This window comes from Pseudomonas fragi (assembly GCF_900105835.1).
Classification (GTDB): domain Bacteria; phylum Pseudomonadota; class Gammaproteobacteria; order Pseudomonadales; family Pseudomonadaceae; genus Aquipseudomonas; species Aquipseudomonas fragi.
Map to the genome: position 1 here is coordinate 185,437 of NZ_LT629783.1, position 20,435 is coordinate 205,871.

Sequence of the window (20,435 nt, forward strand, 5' to 3'; positions counted from 1 at the left end):
GTTTACCGGCAAGCCCTGGAAAATGTTCCTTCATTTGGGGGAGGAACCGGTGCAGTCTGCACGCTGAACAAGCAATCAACAAATGCATAATAATGCTTATTAACTGCATTATTTTTGATGATTGACGCTATGGGGGGGTGGCCAGTCGCTGGCGAGCTTGCCCAGTACGCGCTCATAGACGTCATTGTTCAACAGCCGCTGCTCCATGATGCTGCGCACCTCGGGGCTATTGGCCAGCGGGCCTTTCAACACGATCAATGCATCCCGCAGTTTTATCAGTTTGCACAGTTCCAGCAGGCAGGTATCCGCTGCGTGAGCCTGGGCATTGGCGTTTGACTCCGGGCAGGGGGTGGCTTTGGCAATCACTGAGTGACTCATCACGTTGTGCTCCCTATATAAGGGTATGGAAGCCTGTGGCTGATAGCCGCGGTCACGATACAAACAGTGACATCTCGGCCATTTACTCGGCTGGCGATCTAGGCTTGGGGCAGTGATTGTAAGGTGACCCAACAGCGCGGTATTGTCAGGAATTACGCTGCTGTGCAGTAGATTTACGCAGATACTCGCAGGATTGTTCGATAGGCAGAGTGAGTAATTTGAACGCGTCGGTTAACGCTCATATTTGGATATCAAAATCCTGTTGTCGGTTACGCCCTGCGCAAATCGGCATCCGCCTTCACTGTTGAAACGGTCGGGCGAGCAGCGCGTGGTCGGGTGATCGGGTTTTCGCGCGTGAGGTGTGCATTTTCAGCCGGAACATGGAATTTCTTGCTATAAACGCACTCCATTAGCCCCTGTCGAACACGTTTTTCGTCACTTTCCAGGTTTTGCTGGACAAATAGGTGCGTTTTCAGTTGCTGAGTCGATAACTCGGCCTTAGACTGCCGCCCCTCGTAAATTGAGTGCCGGGTGGCGCTTGAAATAGATGGCACCTAACTGGTTGGGATGAAGATCGGTCAGAACGCTCCCTAATTCGCCTTAATGCACGTATTTTTTATAGAGAAATCAATGACAAAGGATAAGTTGCTGGCCATGCCGGCGGATGACTACATGAATGCCGAGCAACATGCTTTTTTCAGCGAGCTGTTGCAGAACATGAAGGTCGAAACCCACGAGCGTATCGAGCAGAACCGCATCGCGATCGAGAGCCTGGACACTCCGGCCGATCCGGCCGACGCCGCTTCGGTTGAAGAAGAGCGCACCTGGCTGGTAAACGCCATCGACCGCGACCAGCGCATGCTGCCCCAACTGGAGCAGGCGCTGGAACGTATCAAGGACGACAGCTTCGGCTGGTGTGACGACAGTGGCGACGCAATCGGCCTCAAGCGCCTGCTGATCAGCCCGACCACCAAGTACTGCATCGAAGCTCAAGAGCGTCACGAACAGATCGACAAGCATCAGCGTCAAGCCTAAGCGCCTGACCTTGCCGCAGCCGCGCCATGCGGCTGCGGCAGCTTTGCTCCCCCCCGTTGTAATTCCCCGCTAAAATTAAAAGTAGACGTTGAGCCAAGTGTTCCGGTTGTGTGCCTTTATATTTGGCACGGCGTATTTACGCCAATTTGCATCAATCGAGGGCCTGGGTCATGAGTCGCTCAAGCAATACGGGACACGTATTGCGTGTCGGTATTTTTTTCGATGGCACCGCCAATAATCAGTACAACAGCCAGCTGGGGCTGGAGCGTCAGGCGCAGGGCCTGAAGGTCGATCCGGGCAGCAGTTATGCCGGTGCCCCGACCAATATCGCTCGCCTGCACCAGCACTATCCCGTGCAAACAACCTTCAGCGATGGCCAGGCGGTGACCTCGCTCTATATCAGCGGTATCGGCACCACCACCGGCGCGGCCGACAGCCCGTTTCCGGGCCTTAGCTATGGTCGTGGCCGTACCGGGGTGCTGGGCAAGGCCGACGAGGCCAGCGCGCTGCTGAGCCAGAGCTTGGGGCGGTTTGTCCATTTGCTGGCGCCCAACACCCTGAACCGCTTGCAACTTGACCTGTTTGGCTTCAGTCGCGGTGCGGCGGCGGCCCGGCATTTTGCCAATCAGGTGCGCACCATGGCCTTGCGCCAACAGTTTGCCCTGGCTCCTGATTTCAAGTGTTCCATTGAATTTATTGGCCTGTTCGACACTGTCGCGGCAATGGGCGGGCTGGAGGACCTGGGGAATGTGGCCGATGAGATCAACCCGGGGCTCAACCTGTATCTGGCGCCTGACTGCGCGCAACAGGTGGTGCAGCTGTGCGCGCGGGACGAATACCGGCGCAACTTTGCCCTGACCCGCATCGCCCCTCAATGGCCGCTGGATATTGCACTGCCAGGTGCCCATGCCGATCTGGGCGGCGGTTACCCGATCGAGATGCTGGAGCAGGTGCAGTTGAGCCGTTGGCAAAGCAATCTGGTCAGCCCTTCCACCCCCGTGCGCCTGACCCAGGCCTGGAAGCTGGCCCAGGCGCAGTTGCAGTTGTGGCAGGACAAGGACCTGATCGACCCGCAGGCAATCGATGATGGTGTGCAGGTGCGCATCGAGGAGCACAAGGCGGGCACCCGCCAGGATCCAATGAAGCGGGTCCAGGCGGCGGTCTTTATGCAGCGCCACCTGCGTGGTCATCTGTCCAGGGTGTACTTGCGTCTTATGCATGCCCTGGCCCGGCAACACGGGGTCCCGTTTACCGCGCTCAGCGATGCCCAGGATGCATTGCCTGCCGAGCTAAGGCCCATCGCCGCCAGGTTACAGGAGCAGTTGGCCAGCCCGGCCAATGGAATAAAGCTGACCCCGACCCAAGAGCGCTTGCTGCGCCAGCGCTATGTGCATCAGTCAGCTAATTTCAATGCCAATGTGGGGGAGGGCCTGGGGGTGCTGGACAAGGCGTTTTTCAATATACCGCAAGAAGGCGGGCGCTTTGTCTACGAGCAACAGCCCCCCGCTTGAGCACGAATAACGGCAGCATTGTTACCGCTGATGCAATGCAGCTATGCAGGGCATAGCTTTTTCCAGCGACCCTAACTCTTTAAGATGGCCGACATCGTTAGGTGACTAACTAAATAGGTGGAGTAACCATCATGTCCAATCGGGTTGATGTTGCCGTGATGATCGGCACGGGCGTGCCTCAGGGGTTGCGGGCCACGGGGCAGAAGGTCTGCTGGGTTGTGCTGGTCAACGGTGAGCAGCGCGGAACGGCGTTCTCCAGCCGCAGTGAAGCTGAAGAGTGTCGCGCTGCCTGGCTGGCGCAGCTGAGCGCCAACGCGTGCGCAATGCAGGTTCGGGCCCAGCGTGCTTGAAAGGGGGTTTCAGGATGGGTTCAGGGCGCCTGCGTCCACGGCGAGTTTCAATTCCTGAGCCGAACCCTTGGCGGCCATTTCAGCCTGCTCGGCTGTCTTGAACCAGCGGTCTTTCTCGACCTGATGGTAAGTCACGGTTTTCAACGGTGGCTTGGCGCGCATCACAATCACGGCCTGAAACTCACCATCGACTTCTTTGGACTCGCCGCGGATAAAAAATTCGCCAATATCAAATTCCGTCACGTGTCGCTTTCCCTTCGAGGTAATGAAGCCGGACAACCCGGCGGCATGGGCCAGGCCGATTTTTCGGGCAGTATGGCAGTTGTTGACAGCCAGCGGCGCAGTTAACGACGAAAGCCTTGTGGAAGCTGGCGCCAATCAAGAAAAAATCAGCGATTCCCTGACCGCAATGCGGATGTGTATACCCAACTTTGGGCATGAGCCGGTAGAATGGTGCTCCGGTTGTATATTTTAGTCTTGATGCCACATGCCACTTCTGACTCGAGCAGTCAGGAGATTTTGTTGTACCCGGTTTTTTAAAATAAGTGGGCCAAGGCCTTTATTCTGCTGCCTGTTATTTGTTCTGGCAGCACCACTTCACGTTTTCGAGGGTTTTTCGTTGGCAGTCAGCAATCTGGAAATGCATGCGTTGTTTGTTCTGGGTGATTTGCGGGCACGTTTGGTAAAACTGTTCCAATCCCGTTTTGTGTACGTCACCGAGCAGAACGCCGAAGGGATTTACATCGCTGAAATCGACACTGAAGAAGCGCTGGTGGTAGATGACAAGCCTGGCCTTGGGCTCAAGGTGGGTGACCACTTTCGCGCTGCCGTCCTGCCCAGCCGTGAAGGTGGCAAGCTCGATATAAAATTCCGCGATATCAAGATGACGATCTACGGCATTGGTGATTACGCCTATGTCAGCTCCCCTCTGGGCGAAGGTATCGTCTTCAAGGAAGGCCAGACCGTGATGCTGATTTTCGCCGCTCACGACCAGCTCAAGGAAGGCCTGAGCAAAACCCTCAAGGCGGTGACCGCCAAAGCGGCCAAATGGCCCAAGGGCGAGCTGACGTTCAAGGCCAGTAAAGAGTGAAACGGCCCGTAGCCGCCTGTAGCCGCTGAGGTGTGCAGCGAGGCTGCGATCGGCTGCGAAGCGGCCGTAAACCCGGAGCACTCGATGTGTCTGGAGTACCGATGTACCAGATTCCACGGCCGCTGCGCGCCCGATCGCAGCCTCGCTGCGCTCCTCAGCGGCTAAAATTTTCGGCGTTTGTATAACGCCCACCTGCTCTCCATCCCTCAAACAGCCTAACCCTTACGGACGATGTTCCAGGCCAGGCCCCGTTTGATGATCGCGATCACTTTCAACCAGTGTGCGAGGGACCGCGAGCATGGGCGCTTTTGTCTTGTCATCGGCTGTGCAGCGCTGCGCCGAGCAATTAATGGCCCGGCGCAAAGTGTTGCTCGGCTTTTTTATGCTGGTGACCCTGGCCCTTGGTTACAGCGCCACCCATGTTCGGCTGGACCCCGGCTTCAACAAGCAGATCCCGGTGCGTCATGCCTACATGCTCAACTTTCTGGATTTCAGCCGCATTTTTACCGGTGCCAACCGCTTGCTGGTCAGCGTGCACTGGAAAGGCGAGGGGGACATTTATAACCCCGAATTCCTCGAAACCCTGCAACACGTCACCGACGATGTGTTCTATATCTCCGGGGTCAGTCGCCCCAGCGTAACATCGCTGTTTACGCCCAACGTGCGCTATATCGAAATCACCGAAGACGGTTATGTCGGTGATCTGGTGGTGCCGCCGCAATACGCCGCCACGCCCGCCGACTTGCAGCAGGTGCGCAGCAATGCCGCGCGCTCGGGGCAGATCGGCCGTTTGCTGGCCAATGACCTGAAGTCAGCGCTGGTGCGCGCCGACCTGCAGGACATCGATCCCAAAACCGGGCAGCCGGTCAGCTATGTGCAAATCGCCCAGCGCCTGGAGGATATCCGCGCCAAATACAGCAGCGCCGACATTGAAATCAATATCGTCGGGTTTGCCAAGCTGGTCGGTGACGTGGTCGAAGGGCTCAATACGGTGATGGGTTTTTTTGCCATCGCGTTCCTGATCACCGGCGTGTTGCTGTGGCTGTACTCGCGCTCGTTGCGCCTGACCCTGGTGGCGCTGTTTGTCGCCTTGCTGCCAGTCGTGTGGTTACTCGGCCTGCTGCCATTGCTGGGCCTGGGTATCGACCCGATGTCGATCCTGGTGCCGTTCCTGATCTTTTCCATCGGTGTGTCCCATGCCGTGCAGATGACCAATGCCTGGAAGCAGGAAGTACTGGCCGGAAGTGATTCCGTGAGTGCGGCCAAGGCGGCGTTCAGCAAGATTTTTATCCCCGGCGCGCTGGCGCTGCTGATGAACGCCCTGGGCTTCGGGGTGATCATGCTGATCGATATCCCCATCGTGCATGAGTTGGGTGTTACGGCCTGCATCGGCGTGATGCTGATGATCATCACCAACAAAATCATGCTGCCGCTGATCATCGCCCACCTGACGCTGGAGCCGCGCTTGCTAACGGCTCAGGCGCGCATTGCCCGTTCACGCCACCCGCTGTGGTGGCGGCTGTCGGCGCTGGCCACGCCCGGCCCGGCACTTTGGGTATTTGCGATTAGTTTGTTGTTGCTGGTGGCCGGCGCGTACAAGGCCCGTGAGCTGGCGACCGGTGATATCGGTTCCGGCGCGCCGGAGTTGCGTGCCGACTCGCGCTACAACCAGGACAACCAGAAAATCATCAGCAATTACGCGATTGGTCTTGATGTGCTGTCGGTGTTCCTGACCATTCGCGATCGCAGCGAGGCCTGCCTGGACCCGGCCGTGATGCGGGCGGTGGAAACCTTCGATTTCAAGATGCGCGAAGTGCCCGGTGTGCAATCGGTGCAAAGCGTGGCGGGGATGAGCAAGCAAGTGATTGCCGGCAACAACGAAGGCAACCCGCGCTGGGCGGCCATCCCCGGTTCCGCCCAGGGTTTGCAGCAGGGCGCCTACGCCTATTCGCCGGACTCGGGACTGGTAACGGACGGCTGCCAGCAAATGCAGATTCTGGTGTTCCTGACCGACCACGAAGGCGCCACCGTGGCCCATGTGCTGGCTGAGGCCAAACGTATCATCGCCAGCATCCATGTGCCCGGTGTGGAGTTCAAGCTGGCGGGGGGCAATATCGGCGTTATGGCGGCCTCCAACGAAGCGGTCAAGCAGGCCGAACTGGTGATGCTGGCGGCGCTGTTCTTCTCGGTGGCGCTGTTCTGCCTGCTGACCTTTCGTTCGGTGCGCGCGGTGCTGTGCATTCTGGTGCCCCTGGCAATTGTCGCGGTGCTGTGCAATGCGTTGATGGCCTTGCTGGGCATTGGCCTCAAGGTTGCGACGTTGCCGGTGATGGCGCTGGGTGTGGGGGTCGGGGTGGACTACGGCATCTACCTGTACGAACGCATCGAGCATGAAATGGCAGCGGGGCATGACCTGCGCGAAGCGTTCTACCGGGCCATGTGCCAGCGCGGCACGGCGGCGGTTTTCACCGCGCTGACCATGTCATTGGGGGTGTGCACCTGGGTGTTTGCGCCGCTCAAGTTTCAGGCCGATATGGGCGTGCTGCTGGCCTTCATGTTTATGGTCAACGTGCTGGGGGCGATCTTCCTGCTGCCGGCACTGGCCGCATGGTTCAACCTGGGCAAGCCGTTGGTGCAGCCCGGGATGCTCACGATTGCGCAACCAGCCAGAGCTTGAGTGGGCGCCGGGTTTCAGGTGGGAGCGGGCTTGCTCGCGATTCAGGCGCCGCGATGTATCAGCCAGACCACGTCGATCCAATCGCGGGCAAGCCCGCTCCCACACGTAAATGTGCAAGACCAATAAAAAGGAGAACTCCATGGGACGCATCACCCACATGGGCGGCTGGCTGTCAGTCGCCCTGGTATTGCAGGGTTACAGTGCGCTGGCGCTGGCCCAGGCCCCGGTCGATCAAATCGCCCGGCTGGGCAAGGATCTGACCTGCGTCGGCGCTGAAAAAGCGGGCAACGCCGCAGGCACTATCCCGGCATTTGGCGGGCAATGGCTGGGCGCGGCCCCGGGGATGAAATTCGAGGGCACGGGCAAACACCCGGTAGACCCCTATCCCAATGAAAAACCGCTGTTTGTGATTACCGCGCAAAACCTCGGTCAGTACGACGCGCACTTGTCCGAGGGGCAAAAGGCCCTGTTCAAGCTCTACCCGCAAACCTTCCGCATGCCGGTTTACCCTGCGCATCGTGACTTTCGTTTTTCTGACACCGTATGCAAGGCCACCCTGGAAAACGCCTCGGTCGCCAAGCTGGTCGACGATGGTGAAGGGGTGGTGGCCCGCACTGGCGGCGTGGCATTCCCCATTCCGCAAAACGGGATCGAGCTGCTGAAAAATGCCTCGCTGTTCACCGTGCGCGCCTGGACCGAGGAATACACCTCGGACAATGCCTATGTGCTCAAGGACGGCAATATCAACTGGGGCCGCGTGCACTCGCGCAACATGGCACCGGGGCTGGAACCGGGCAAGATCGGCGACACGGTGGGCAACTCGTCTTTCTACCTTAACGAAACCCTGCTGCCACAGCGCGACAAGGGTGAAATTAATACCGGTACCGAGTACTGGAACGACAAGACCGAACCGCGCCAGAGCTGGCGCTACGACCCGGGTACGCGGCGTGTGCGGCAGTCGCCGGGCTACGGTTTCGACATGGCTTTCCCGGGTTCCGGCGGTTCGATCACCGTCGACGAAGTGCGCATCTTCAACGGCTCTGCCCAGCGCTACAACTGGAACATCGTCGGCAAAAAAGAGCTGTATATCCCGTACAACACCGCGCGCCTGCATGCCAATGACCTCAAGTACGCGAGCATGCTCACCCCCGGCCATATCAACCCGGACAACATGCGTTACGAACTGCACCGCGTGTGGGTGCTTGAAGGTGTGCTCAAGCCGGGCAACCGCCATTTATATGGCAAGCGCACGCTGTATATCGACGAAGACAGCTGGTTCCCGATCATGGGTGACAACTACGACAACCGTGGCGAGCTGTGGCGCACCTCGATGGTCAATTACTTCTACGCCCCGGAAACGCAAACCTGGCAGGCCGGTGTTGGTCTTTACCACGACTTGAATGCCGGCAGTTACCTGGCCTTCAACCTGATCAACGAACAACGCAACGGTTATGTGCTGAACAAAGGCGGTTTTGCTGCAGGCGACTTCGGCCCTGAAGCGGCACGCCGGGCCGGCAAGTAACGCCCTGACTCCACTCCGCTGTCTGCCACGGGCCTCGCCTGTGCGCAGGTGGCCGGGCGGAGCAAAACAACAATAACAAGGAGCAAGGCATGTTCAAGCACTACTCGCGTTTTGTCGGCACCGGTTTGCTCTCGGGGCTAAGCGGTCTGGCCTTGGCTGCGCCGACCATCGAGCTGGGTGAAAACACCACCCTGGACTCGTCGCTGACCGTCAACTACACGGCCTCGATGCGTACCGAAAAACCGGATCATGAGTACCTCAACAACATCAACTACGACGATGCCACGCGCAACTTCAAGCGCGGTTCACTGATCAACAATCGGGTCAGCGTATTCGGCGAATTGATGCTCAAGCACGACAACCTCGGTGCGGTGATGCGCGCCAGCCATTTCTATGACGAGGTCTACCATCAGCGCAACGACAACGACTCGCCGGACACGGTGAACAAGACCGGGCGCTACAACGACTTCAGCCGGGACACACGCAAACTCAGCGGCAGCAAGGCGCGGCTGCTGGATGCTTATGTGTATGGCGACTTTACCGTCAATGATGACCAGTACCTGTCGCTCAAGGCCGGGCGGCATCTGGTGGCATGGGGCGAGAGCCTGTTCTGGCCCAACATCAGCCAGGGCCAGGCACCGGTGGACTCGACCAAGTTCAACGTGCCAGGTACCGAAGCCAAGGATGCCTACCTGCCGGTGGGGCAGGTATCGGGTTCGTGGTCGGTCAATGAGGATCTGGCCCTGCTGGGCTTCTACCAATACAAATGGGAAGAAACCCAGCTCAACCCGGTGGGTGACTATTTTGGCAGCGACACCTTTGGCCCGGGGGCGGAGTTTTTCCGCTTGGCGCCGGGCATCGTCGACAATCTGCCCAACGGCGCAGCGGTCGGCTACGGTGGCTCGGTCAAGCCGGGCGACAGCGGCGAGTGGGGGTTGGGCACGCGTTACCGGTTGACGCAAAACACCGAGATCGGCCTGTTCCATTACCGTTATCACGACCGTGTGCCGGCGCTGTTTTTCGACTTTACCGGGCAGACCCACTATTCCTCGCTGAGCAAGGCGGGGGGCAGCGGCAATGGCCCGAGCTACCAGCTGGGCTACTTTGACAACATCAAGCTCACGGGCGTGAGCTTCACCACCAAGGCCGGGGACTCGGTGCAATTTGCCGGGGACCTGAGCTACCGCGACGGTGCGGCGGTGTACCTGAGCAACGGTGCCCCGGCGCGCGGGCAGGTGTGGCAGGGCAACTTGAATGCCGTGTACATGATCGGCCCGACGTTTATGGCGCAGCAGACCACGTTGATGACCGAAGTGGTGCACCAGCGCATCCAGGGTGTGGATGATCTGACCATTACCGGTGGCGGGGCGGGTACGGACGGGACTTTCAACAAGTATGTGTACGACGGGCAAACACGGGGCTCAAGCCTGCTGGGGATCGGCGCGTATTTTGATCACCCCAATGTGTTCAATGGCTGGGACCTGACCACCAAGGCGACCTGGACGCAGAATATCGATGGCAGCGCCTATTCGGGGCTGGGCCGTGCTGAAAAGCGCCTGACATTGGGCGGTGATTTCAAGTACCTGGGCAACTTCCAGATGGGGCTGACCTATGTGGCGTACCTGAGTTCGGCCGATATTGCCCAGGGGCGGACAATGGCGGATCGGGATTACCTGTCGTTTAACGGCAAGTACACGTTCTGACCCTGGCCCTCACCCCAACCCTCTCCCGAAGGGAGAGGGAGCTGGTCAGTGGAGATTTTGAAGCCGCGCGCGGTCAGTTCCCTCTCCCTCCGGGAGAGGGTTAGGGTGCTTTTGATTCTCAGCCCGTCTACCGCGCCTCCCGCGGCATTCCCAAGGCCCGTTCGGCAATGATATTGCGCTGGATTTCGCTGCTGCCGCCGTAAATGGTGTCCGCCCGGGTATACAGAAACAACGCCTGCAGCCGGGTCAGTTCATAAGGCCCCCCCGCCAGCAGTTCCGCATCAGGGCCCAACACGTCCATTGCCAACTTGCCCAGCTCGACATGCCAGTTCGACCACGCCAGCTTGTAGATCGTCGCCTCGGGTCGCAGGCTGCCGTCCTGCACGCCTGACAACATGCGCAACGAGTTGTAGCGCAAGACCCGTAGGCCGCTCCAGGCCTGGGCGATGCGCTGGCGCAGCAGCGGGTTCTGTGCCGCACCATTGGCCTTGGCGATATGGATCACTTCGTCCAGCTCATTCTGGAACTGCATCTGCTGGCCCAGGGTCGACACCCCGCGTTCAAAACCCAGCAGGGCCATGGCGATTTTCCAGCCATCGCCCGGCTGGCCAATCAGGTTGTCGGCTGCAGTGGTGGCCTGATCGAAAAATACCTCGTTGAATTCACACGAGCCGGTCAGTTGCCGGATCGGCTGCACCTGTATGCCACTTTGCTGCATGGGTACCAGTAAAAACGACAACCCGCGATGGCCCACGCTGCCTGGCTCGGTGCGGGCCAGTACAAAACACCAGTCCGCTTCGTGAGCCAGGGAGGTCCAGACCTTTTGCCCGCTGATCAACCACTGCCCGCTGTCGCTGTCGAAGCTGGCGCGGGTCTTGATATTGCCCAGGTCCGAGCCGGCCCCTGGTTCTGAGTAGCCCTGGCACCAGAAAGCCTGGCCGGCCAGTATCGGCGGCAAAAACCGTTGCTGCTGCTCTGGCGTGCCAAACACCGCAACCGTTGGCCCCACCAACCCTTCGCCAATATGGCCCATGCGACCGGGGCCGCCAGCGCGGGCGTACTCTTCAAAAAAGATCACCTGGCGGTTGATGCTCAAACCGCGACCGCCGTGCTCCGCAGCCCAGCCTGCGCCAATCCATTGGCCGGTGCCCAACACCTGCTCCCAGGCCTTGCGCAAGGCCGGGGCGAAGTCTTCATCCCCCGGTCCGCCGCGAAAACGCAGTGGCGCGAAATCGCCTGTCAGGTGTTGCTGCATCCACTGGGCCACCTGCTGGCGGAATTGTTCATCAGCCGCACTGAATCCAATGTTCATGACAGTTCTCCGAAGATCTGCTTGGCCAGTTGCTCACGGTGAAAGGCGGGGGAACCCAGTAGCTGTTCGCTGGCACGGGCCCGTTTGAAATACAGGTGCGGGTCATATTCCCAGGTAAACCCCACGCCGCCATGCAACTGGATCGACTCTGCGGCGCAGTGAAAAAAACCTTCACTGGCGTGGATCTTCGCCGTGGCTGCCGCTTCGCCCAGTTGTTGTTGCGCTGCCGGGTCGCCGTCGATGTCCAGGCATTGAGCGGCGATGCAGGCGGCGTAGTAACTGGCCGATCTCGCGCATTCCAGCGCCAGCATCAGATCGGCGCAGCGGTGCTTGATGGCCTGGAAACTGGCGATGCGCCGGCCAAACTGCTCACGGCCGTTGATATAGCTCAGGGTCATGTCCATTGACTGTTGCGCGCCACCCGTCTGTTCGGCGGCCAGGCCGATACAGCCAATGCGCAGCACGTCCCGCAACATTGGCCAACCCTGGCCGGGTTCGCTGAGCAGGTGTTCATCGTGCAACTGCACATCGTTGAGGCTGACAGTGGCTATGCGCCGGGTCTGGTCGAGAGTGGGTTGAGAGTGACGCTCCACCCCGGGGGTGTCGGCGGCTATGGCAAACAGCCTGATCCCAGCCTCACCGACACTGCCCGGGGTGCGGGCAGCGATAATCAGCACATCGCAGTCGGCCCCATCGATCACATGCAGGTACTGACCGTTGAGCCGGTAGCCGCCAGCGCAGCTTTGTGCGTACACCTGCACGGCGGTGTCATCCCAGCGTGGAGCGCTGGCGTAAGCCAGGCTGGCTGTCACTTCACCCGCCGCAATCAATGGCAGCCAATGTGCCTTGAGGGGTTCGTTGCGGCTCAGCAACAACGCGGGCAGGGCGAGGCAGCAGGTGGCGTAGAACGCCGAAGGCAGCAAGCGCCGGCCCAATTGTTCCTGCAGCAGGCACACTTCGACAAAGCTCAGCCCCAGGCCACCATAGGCCTCGGGGATGGCCAGAGCAGGCCAGTACAGCTCACCTGCAATGCGCGCCCAGGTAGCCGGGTTGTAACCCTGTTCGCTGGCCATGGCCGCACGCACTTCGGCGGAACTGGCCACCTGGGCCAGAAAGCGTTCGGCAGACGCTTGAATCATTCGCTGCTCGTCAGACAGGGCAAGCTCCATAGGGCGGCGCTCCTCGCAGGATTACGGATCATGCCGCCAGCATGAAAGCGTGCTGCATGGGTGCAATCCCTGACTCGGACTAGTCCCTTTGAGGGCTTGTGCTGTCGCCTTGCCGGTCGATCAAGGCGCCAGGGTCTCGAACAGGATCAGGACATTGCCGTAATACTTGCCCGCCTCGTACCCTTGAGCCGGTTTGACGGCATCAATGCGCAATGGCACCCGCAGACCGTAGCGCGCTTGCTGATCATTGGCGATGACGCTATCGGTCAGGGTCAACAGCTGGTTGTTGAGCTTGACCTGTAGCGGGATCTCGAACTTGGTACTGGACAGCTTTGGCTCGTAGCCCAACCGTGCGGTTATAGCGCCACCGCTGCTGAGTACGTCGAAGAATGCCTTGATCGGTACAAGGTCCAAATGCTGTGGATTCCAGCCCATTTGATGTTCACGCTCAAGAAAACCCGGGTCAGCAGGCAGGGCATAGAACTCCTGGGTCGGGATAGATACCGTGACCTCAAAATCATGCACTTCGCGCACGGCATGCGCTGTGTAATGAGTCGCCAGTAACCCAGCCGCCAGTGCATAGCTCAGGGTGAGCTTGGCGAGCAGTTTCATCGGCCTTGTACCTCGATGTTTTTCTTAACATGGCCCTCTATCAGATTGAAGCGATAGTGGCGGTCTGCCTCTTTGGTAAATGTCATGAAGCGGCCGGGCAGGACATGATGCAAGGTGACGGGTTTGCAGTCCTGTGCATCCTTGAGCGAGCAGTCCTTGAACGCTTCGAGCACCACCACCGTGTTGCCGTTGTTGCGCAGGGTATACTGCAGCGGGGTGTCTTCTATTCGGGTATCAAACCTGGCGTTTGAAGGTCTGACGATAAAAATCGTGCCGTAGCCAGCCATCACATTGACGCCGGCCGACAGGCTTTTTTTGTACTCACTGACTTCACCCTCGCTGATGGCGAACTGATCTTCCTTTTCAGGCACTACGGGCACAAAACGAACCCGGTAATAGCGCTCTTTGTCGCGGGTGCCCTTGAACAACAGTCGTGTGCCCTGATTGCCCTTGGCTGGCACGATCAGGCGGGCCGGGCTGGCGATCAAGCCATCGCGTGTGGGGGAGTTGCCCTTGCTATTGAGCGGCACTTCTTCGTGTGTGCCGTCCGGCTTGTAGACGATTTCCAGAATTGAAATACGCACAAACGCCGTGCTGCTGCCACCGTTGTACACCCGCTTTAAATACGAGCTGTGCCCGGCGTCCATATAGTCGAAAACGCTTCCGATGTTGATGTTGGGGCTCGCCATTGCGCCCAGTGAGTAAAGGCACAGGCCCAATAACGTAATGACAAGTTTCATGGTTGTTTCCCGCTTTGTGTTTGCTGCCTGGCAGCATTGAATTTCTGAACCCGATGAACTGTTGCAACCCCAGCGCTACTAACCCGTTGTCGCCTACAAGCCTGCTACGTTGTCACCCGTGACCGACCTGGTCAGCGTCTCGGGGATGCAGCGCACGTCGCCAATTTCCAGAACGTTGGCCTGCATTGCTGTTGTGCTCATGTCGATTGCCAGTTGGCAGAGCAATGCTTCGCCCTTGCGCACTTCGAGCGTGGGCGCTCCAGCGTTCATTTCCATCGAGAAGAACCCGTCCACTTCACTGACCCCACGGCTGGCATGGTTGATGATGTGATGGCCCTTGAGCGGTTTGCCCTGCGGGTCCAGCAGGCGCCCAAGCACGGTGACGGTTTTGGCCACATTAATCTTGCGATAGCCCACGCCGCCCTTATTAAGATGATAGCGCGTGCGCGGTGGCTGGATGGCAGCAGCAGGGACGTCGGTGCCCTGGAAGTCGAAGCTGACCGAACTGTTCTTGTAGGCGGTAATGGGGATAAAATTGCGGCCCGGGCGCAGTACCGTACTGCTGCCGCTCAGGTCATCGGCGCGCAGGTCGATATCGGCGACATCGGACTCCACATCAACGATCAGACCGGCCCCCTGGCCCCCGGGCTGGCTGGTCATGGCCAGTTTTGAGCCGCTCAAGGCCACGGTGCTGTCCAGGTTCAGGCCGCCACTGAAGTTGCCGTTGTAGGAGGAACGTTGCAGGAACAGGTCGCCGCCAAAGGCATCGAGCTGGAAGCTGGTGCGCCCGTTGAGCCCTATGCCATACGCATCGATGTTAGCCGTAGCTGCCACGCTTTGCAGGGTATGGTCCTTGAGGTCCTTGCTGTAGCTGAGTGAAGCGTTGTTGTTGCGTTCACCGTCGCGGCTGGTACGCGAGCCCAGGCTGGCTGACCAGCGCTCGCCCGGCCCGCCGAGGGCAAGGCTGAAACTGAGGTCGAAGCCACGGTTTCGCGTGTTGGCGCTGCTGAGGCTAGCCGGGCGGTCAAATACCGACAAACGCCAGTTGCCATCGCTGCCAAACAGATGGGTCATTTGCGTCCAACCTAGATCCAGGCCGTATCCTTGTGTGTAACCATCGCTATGGGACAGACGCGCGCTGAAGGTGTTTCTGACCCCGAAGCGATGGTTCAAGGACGCCGAAGAGCGGCTGACCTGCCCCAAATAAGCCGTCTTTGGGCGCAGATAGGTGCCATCCGGCAGCGTTTCATAGGTGTCGCGGGTATCGAGCCAACTGCGGTTGTGCGTGAAGATGATGCTGCCCGTGCCATAGTTATATTGGCTGTTGAGGTCGACACCCGTGCCGTGGTTTTTGGTCTGGTAGAGGTTGGCGTAAAAGCCGACAGCGCCGCTCAGCGTCCAGTCAATGGAGGTACCCCATTGCACGTTACCCTTGACCTGGCGCCCTGAGACACCCAGTACCACGCGCGGATGCAGCAGGTAATTAACGGCGCCGCCGGCGGTCATCTCGCCGCTGGCCTTATCGTCCCAGTTGCTCAGCAACGTACTCTCACGGCCGGCAAACAGGTTATAGCGCCAGGGGTTGTCGAGGTTGCGCCAGTTGCTCGGCTTGTACACCAATTCCGTGGTGGTACTGCTGACCTGGTCATCCTCGACCAGGCGCACTTGCACTTCGTAGATCCCGCCTGGCAGGGGGCGGGTGTCCAGACTTTGCAAGCCAGCAGCGACCGGTTGGGTGTTGATCAACACGCCGTTACGATAGATTTGCGCCGTCGCCTGCCGGTTGGGCGTGACATAAATGGGGTAGATGCTGGGTTTGGGCAGAGTAATGCTCAAGCTGTCTGAGCTGCCGTACATCACGCCAAACGCCGTATCAGGGTTGTCCCCGAGTGTGCGGATCTGGCGGGTCAGGCCTTCTGACCCGGGGATAAAGTAACCCAGGCGCAGGAAGCTGCCTGGCAGTTCGCGCTGGGTGTAGGCCGAATACACTGCGTGCCTGATCTGGTTCTCTTGCGGGCCGCCGATGCGATTCAGTTGCAGGTTGAGTGTCTGGGTCCATTTTCCCAGGCTGCTGCTGGCCTCCAGACCATAACGGCCGCCCAGGTATTCCTGCTGGCCACCGGTGAGGTTCAACTGGTTACGCAGGATCAATCCGGTGCTGCCATCGATGGGCAGGTCGTAGTATTGGCTTTGCTGGAATTGTTGTTCGGCTTTTTCGGTCAGCAACGAGACCATTGAGTTCTCAAGGTTGTAGTGAATGGCAAGCAACTGTTCGGGGCATTTGCTCGTGCAGGCCCCCAGCGGGGTACCCTGTTTGAGATGATCCGCCCATATGTCCCGTTCATTGGGGGATATCTGGCTTTCGTTGTAGTCCGTGAACTCGAGCAGCGTGATACGGTCATCCCGTGACAGCACAATAAGGGCTTCTCCGACCAGTTGACTGTCACGCTCCACTTGTACGGCCAGCGGCACATCGAAAAGATGCTCTTCAAAGTCTGCCGGCAGCCCCTTGGCCTGCTCCAGCAAACGTTTAGGCGTGATGCTGTTGCCTGCAGCCACTGCAAGAGTCGCAAAACACATCAATGAAGCAAGTGTTGCCGCGATGCATGTCATCGGGAACATGTTCACCATACTCTGCTATCAAACCAATAGTTTATTTGTGGTGCCCGTTCAGCGAGTGCACTGAACGGGCACCAAGTGCTACCGAATCAAAGGGCCATAGCCGAATTGTTATGGTGCCGTGCTTTCAAAAATCACAGTGAATGACGCGTCATAATTACCTGAAGCGCCGCTTGGAATAGGACCAGGGCTAATTGTCAGGTCGGCTGATCCCCCGCTATTGGCAAGGGTTTGCTCCACTACTTCCTGAGTAGTGCCAGTCAGGACTACGTTATTGAATTTGGTGGTTAGCGGAATATTTTGAGCGCTGTTGCCGTTGTAGAGATTTGAGGCGCCGCCCTCAATAAAAGCCTTGATCGCGCCCGTCGTGCTTTTGTATGTGTAACGCTGGCTCAGGCCTCCCAGGCTGGAGTTGGTCGGGTTGTAAGCCAGCACTTCTGCTTGTCCGAAGTTTGGATTGGTTGGCAGTGCTTGAAACTCGGTGCTTGGAACGATTGCGCTGATGTTGATTGAGGTTGAAGAGGTGTTGGCAACTGCCATGCTTGCCGTCGATGTACCAATGATCAGGGTGCCAAGAATTACAGCGATTTTGCTTTTGAACATAATTTAAGTACCAGTAGGTCAATAAGACTCTCAGTGAGGGTGAGGCTTTCAGCTTTATACGGGACGAGAGCGAAATCTCTAAACTCCGTTTGTAGCGCCAAATCAGATTAAAGGAAAATAATGGACAGGTAAGTAGTCATAGCCCCAAGCTTTTGTAGTCTTTTTCAGACATGACTAGAGCGATATATCTGATATTTGGATTTGGGCTGTTTTCCGGTTGTGAAATTATTAGATATAAAATTTTCGGCAGGCGTGCCTGGCTGTATTTTGTTGTGCGTGCGTATGGGGGGATGGTTGTGATGCGGGGTGGGTAAGTAAGTTATATCATTAATAGAAGTTTAGTTGTGTCGTAGTTACGGGGTGTGTTGTATTTTTTATTAGTGTGTAACTGTATTTTTGTCAGGGTTGTGTTAATGGCTTGAGTTGAAAATTAAGTTGTGTTTTAACGTGGGCTCTGTTGAATGAAATGGAGTGCGAACATGAGTGGCCAATATAAGTATCCACGTGAGAACGATTTTGGCGAGGGAATGGAAAAGCGCTCAGTGCGCGAGCGCGGCAGCCGGAACCCGAGGGTTTTTGCCGCCGGTGACTTGAAGTTGTTGTTGCTGTCGATGGTACGCGATCAACCGCGCCACGGTTATGACTTGATCCAGCAAGTTGAGGCTCTTTTCGATGGCGCCTACAGCCCCAGCCCGGGGGTAATTTATCCAACAATGGCGTTTCTGGAGGCCGGCCATCTGGTTGTGGCCTGCATGGAAGGGGAGAAAAAGTGCTACAGCATTACTGAGGCTGGATGCACTTATTTGACCCAGCAACACGTTGCCCTCAATGGGGTGCGCATGCGCATCGATGTCAGCAGGCGCTCGCTGCGCAGCCAGGGCCGGCCCGAAGAAATCCACGAGGCCGTGCATAACCTGCGTCATGCCCTGCAATTGCATCAGGGGCTCTGGAGCCCGGCCGAGATCCAGCGAGTGCATGACTTGCTCAATAACACCGCCAAAGCCATCGTTGACGGCCCGTCCGGGTTTGAGTAAGGCAGCACATGACGCCTCGCGGCCGCTGATGAACCGGTGCCACCCGGTGCGTCAGCGGCTGCACTCGCGTTAGTCTCAACGGACGATGATCGCGCCGCAGCGCATTCCCATACTGCTCCCATGCCTTTGCCAACCCGGGAGCACCTGTGAACAGCGCAACTCATACCGCATTTCACACCAGCATCGACGCAGGCGTCGCTGAGCTGGTGATCGACCGGCCACCGGTCAATGCCCTCGACAGCCAGGAATGGCTGGACCTGGCGCATACCCTCGAAGCCCTGGGCCAGAACCCGCAAGTGCGCGTCATCGTGATCCGCTCCGAGGGTCGTGGTTTTTGTGCCGGGGTCGATATCAAGGAGCTGGACGCCCACCCCGAGCGCATCGTGACCGTCAACGCCGGTAACTACGCCACCTTCAAGGCGGTGCATCGCAACCCGGTGCCGGTGATTGTTGCAGTACATGGTTTTGTACTGGGTGGCGGAATCGGCATTACCGGCGCAGCGGATATCGTCGTGGCCTCCGACTGCGCAACGTTTGCCCTGCCGGAAGTGGACCGTGGCGCGATGGGCGGCGGAGCGCACTTGCAGCGTTTGTTCCCGGTGCAAAAAGTCCGTTACCTGTTCCTGACCGGCGACAAAATCAGCGCCGTAGACGCCCAGCAGTACGGCTTTATCGAGCGCGTGGTGCCCCGCGAGCAACTGCGCGAAACCGCCCTGGAAATCGCCCGCAAGATCGCCAGTAAAAGCCCGGAGATGATCCGTATCGCCAAGGAGGCGCTCAACGGTATCGAAGACGGCAACCTGGAAGACAAATATCGCTGGGAGCAGGGTTTTACGCTGCAGGCCTACAACTGCGCGGACTCCGCTGAAACCCGCCGCGCGTTCGTTGAAAAACGCGACGCCACGTTCTGAGGAGTTGAAGATGGATCTGACTTACTCCCCCAAGCAGAAAGCTTTCCGTCAGGAGGTGCGCCAATGGCTGGCGGACAACCTGCCGGCCACGCCGCTGGCCAGCTACGACACCCGTGAAGGATTCGAACAGCACCGCCAGTGGGAAGCCAAGCTGTTCGAAAGCCGGCTGTCGATGGTCATGTGGCCTACCGAGCTGGGCGGGCGCGGCTGCGATCTGATCGAGTGGCTGATTTTCGAAGAAGAATATTACGGTGCCGGCGCGCCGATGCGGGTCAATCAGAACGGCCAGCTGTTGCTGGGCCCGACCTTGATGGAGTTCGGTACCGAGGCGCAGAAAAAACGTTTCTTGCCACGCATGGCGGCCAGTGCCGACATGTGGGCCCAGGGCTGGTCGGAACCCAACGCCGGTTCCGATATGGCAGCGATCACCAGCAAGGCCAGCCGTGACGGTGACAGCTATGTGCTTAACGGTCAGAAAACCTGGTCGACACGGGCGATTTTTGCCGACTGGCTGTTCGGCCTGTTCCGCAGCGACCCTGGTTCAAGCCGTCACCACGGCCTGTCCTTTGTGATGGTGCCGCTCAACGCGCCGGGGGTCACGGTACGTCCGATCAAGGCCTTGAACGGCAAGGATGCGTTTGCCGAAGTGTTCTTCGACGACGTGCGTATACCGCTGGAAAACCGTATCGGTGACGAAGGGCAGGGCTGGCATGTAGCAATGGCCACTGCCGGTTTCGAACGCGGTTTGCTGCTGCGATCGCCGGCGCGCTTTCAGTACACGGCGCGCAAGCTGGTGGAGCTGTATCAGGCCAACCGCGCCAGCGCCGACCGCGACCCGAGCCTGGGCGATGCGGTGTGCAAGGCCTGGATGGATGCGCAGGCGTACGCCCTGTCTTCCTACCACACCGTGGGGCGTTTGAGTCAGGGTGCGCAGATTGGCGCCGAGTCGAGCACCAACAAGATTTTCTGGTCGGAGCTGGATTTGCGCATGCACGAAACCGCCATGCGCATTCTCGGCGCCAGTGGCGAACTGACCGGTAAATCGGCGGATGGTCACGACTGGCTGGAGGGCTTTCTGTTTGCCCAGGCCGGGCCCATCTACGCCGGCACCAACGAGATCCAGCGCAATATCATTGCCGAGCGCATGCTCGGTCTGCCGAAGTGAGGCC

At 58.7% G+C, this 20,435-nt stretch carries 18 protein-coding genes; 10 read left to right on the forward strand and 8 right to left on the reverse strand.

All coding sequences use genetic code 11. The features are described from left to right. Window positions 1-108: 108 nt before the first annotated feature. Window positions 109-378 carry a hypothetical protein gene (locus BLU25_RS00860; protein ID WP_016780463.1) on the reverse strand — a complete coding sequence of 90 codons (270 nt, stop codon included), beginning with the start codon at window positions 376-378 and terminating at the stop codon, window positions 109-111. A gap of 630 nt (window positions 379-1,008) precedes the next feature. On the opposite strand from BLU25_RS00860, the gene BLU25_RS00865 reads away from it, so the two are divergent. From BLU25_RS00865 to BLU25_RS00875, 3 genes are all read left to right on the forward strand, one after another. Further along, complete coding sequence (locus tag BLU25_RS00865) at window positions 1,009-1,413, forward strand: TraR/DksA family transcriptional regulator (RefSeq protein ID WP_016780464.1); 405 nt, start codon at window positions 1,009-1,011, stop codon at window positions 1,411-1,413. Window positions 1,414-1,583: 170 nt separating this feature from the next. Further along, the gene (locus BLU25_RS00870; RefSeq protein ID WP_029611357.1) at window positions 1,584-2,924 is read left to right on the forward strand and encodes a phospholipase effector Tle1 domain-containing protein; all 1,341 of its coding nucleotides are present in this window, start codon (window positions 1,584-1,586) and stop codon (window positions 2,922-2,924) included. 131 nt (window positions 2,925-3,055) lie between these two features. After that, complete coding sequence (locus BLU25_RS00875) at window positions 3,056-3,274, forward strand: hypothetical protein (RefSeq protein ID WP_016780466.1); 219 nt, start codon at window positions 3,056-3,058, stop codon at window positions 3,272-3,274. A 9-nt stretch (window positions 3,275-3,283) separates the two neighbouring features. On the opposite strand, the gene BLU25_RS00880 is transcribed toward BLU25_RS00875, so the two are convergent. Next, on the reverse strand, window positions 3,284-3,517 hold the full coding sequence (locus tag BLU25_RS00880; protein WP_016780467.1) for a hypothetical protein: 234 nt from the start codon (window positions 3,515-3,517) through the stop codon (window positions 3,284-3,286). A 376-nt stretch (window positions 3,518-3,893) separates the two neighbouring features. Here BLU25_RS00880 and BLU25_RS00885 point away from each other — a divergent pair, with 376 nt between their 5' ends. From BLU25_RS00885 to BLU25_RS00900, 4 genes are all read left to right on the forward strand, one after another. Beyond that, the gene (locus BLU25_RS00885) at window positions 3,894-4,364 is read left to right on the forward strand and encodes a hypothetical protein (protein ID WP_029611358.1); all 471 of its coding nucleotides are present in this window, start codon (window positions 3,894-3,896) and stop codon (window positions 4,362-4,364) included. Window positions 4,365-4,662: 298 nt separating this feature from the next. After that, window positions 4,663-7,041: an efflux RND transporter permease subunit gene (locus BLU25_RS00890; RefSeq protein WP_016780469.1), complete on the forward strand. Its 2,379-nt coding sequence runs from the start codon at window positions 4,663-4,665 to the stop codon at window positions 7,039-7,041. Window positions 7,042-7,180: 139 nt separating this feature from the next. Beyond that, window positions 7,181-8,563 carry a DUF1329 domain-containing protein gene (locus BLU25_RS00895; protein ID WP_016780470.1) on the forward strand — a complete coding sequence of 461 codons (1,383 nt, stop codon included), beginning with the start codon at window positions 7,181-7,183 and terminating at the stop codon, window positions 8,561-8,563. Window positions 8,564-8,652: 89 nt separating this feature from the next. Beyond that, a complete protein-coding gene (locus tag BLU25_RS00900; protein WP_016780471.1) occupies window positions 8,653-10,266 on the forward strand; it encodes a DUF1302 domain-containing protein in 1,614 nt (537 codons plus the stop codon). A gap of 127 nt (window positions 10,267-10,393) precedes the next feature. On the opposite strand, the gene BLU25_RS00905 is transcribed toward BLU25_RS00900, so the two are convergent. From BLU25_RS00905 to BLU25_RS00930, 6 genes are all read right to left on the reverse strand, one after another. Continuing rightward, window positions 10,394-11,578, reverse strand: coding sequence for an acyl-CoA dehydrogenase family protein (locus BLU25_RS00905; RefSeq protein WP_016780472.1), 1,185 nt, complete (start codon window positions 11,576-11,578; stop codon window positions 10,394-10,396). Beyond that, window positions 11,575-12,747: an acyl-CoA dehydrogenase family protein gene (locus BLU25_RS00910; RefSeq protein WP_016780473.1), complete on the reverse strand. Its 1,173-nt coding sequence runs from the start codon at window positions 12,745-12,747 to the stop codon at window positions 11,575-11,577. Before BLU25_RS00910 ends, BLU25_RS00905 begins: the two co-directional genes overlap by 4 nt. 120 nt (window positions 12,748-12,867) lie before the next feature. Beyond that, window positions 12,868-13,359, reverse strand: a complete 492-nt coding sequence (locus BLU25_RS00915; RefSeq protein ID WP_016780474.1) for a CS1 type fimbrial major subunit — start codon at window positions 13,357-13,359, stop codon at window positions 12,868-12,870. After that, on the reverse strand, window positions 13,356-14,099 hold the full coding sequence (locus BLU25_RS00920) for a hypothetical protein (protein WP_016780475.1): 744 nt from the start codon (window positions 14,097-14,099) through the stop codon (window positions 13,356-13,358). Before BLU25_RS00920 ends, BLU25_RS00915 begins: the two co-directional genes overlap by 4 nt. A gap of 93 nt (window positions 14,100-14,192) precedes the next feature. Then, on the reverse strand, window positions 14,193-16,721 hold the full coding sequence (locus tag BLU25_RS00925) for a CS1-pili formation C-terminal domain-containing protein (protein WP_029611360.1): 2,529 nt from the start codon (window positions 16,719-16,721) through the stop codon (window positions 14,193-14,195). A gap of 108 nt (window positions 16,722-16,829) precedes the next feature. After that, window positions 16,830-17,321, reverse strand: coding sequence for a CS1 type fimbrial major subunit (locus BLU25_RS00930; RefSeq protein ID WP_016780477.1), 492 nt, complete (start codon window positions 17,319-17,321; stop codon window positions 16,830-16,832). A 479-nt stretch (window positions 17,322-17,800) separates the two neighbouring features. On the opposite strand from BLU25_RS00930, the gene BLU25_RS00935 reads away from it, so the two are divergent. The 3 genes from BLU25_RS00935 (at window position 17,801) to BLU25_RS00945 (ending at window position 20,431) form a co-directional block, all read left to right on the forward strand. Next, a complete protein-coding gene (locus BLU25_RS00935; protein WP_016780478.1) occupies window positions 17,801-18,355 on the forward strand; it encodes a PadR family transcriptional regulator in 555 nt (184 codons plus the stop codon). A gap of 146 nt (window positions 18,356-18,501) precedes the next feature. Then, the gene (locus tag BLU25_RS00940) at window positions 18,502-19,266 is read left to right on the forward strand and encodes an enoyl-CoA hydratase family protein (protein WP_016780479.1); all 765 of its coding nucleotides are present in this window, start codon (window positions 18,502-18,504) and stop codon (window positions 19,264-19,266) included. Window positions 19,267-19,276: 10 nt separating this feature from the next. Further along, complete coding sequence (locus BLU25_RS00945; RefSeq protein WP_016780480.1) at window positions 19,277-20,431, forward strand: acyl-CoA dehydrogenase family protein; 1,155 nt, start codon at window positions 19,277-19,279, stop codon at window positions 20,429-20,431. Window positions 20,432-20,435: the final 4 nt, after the last annotated feature.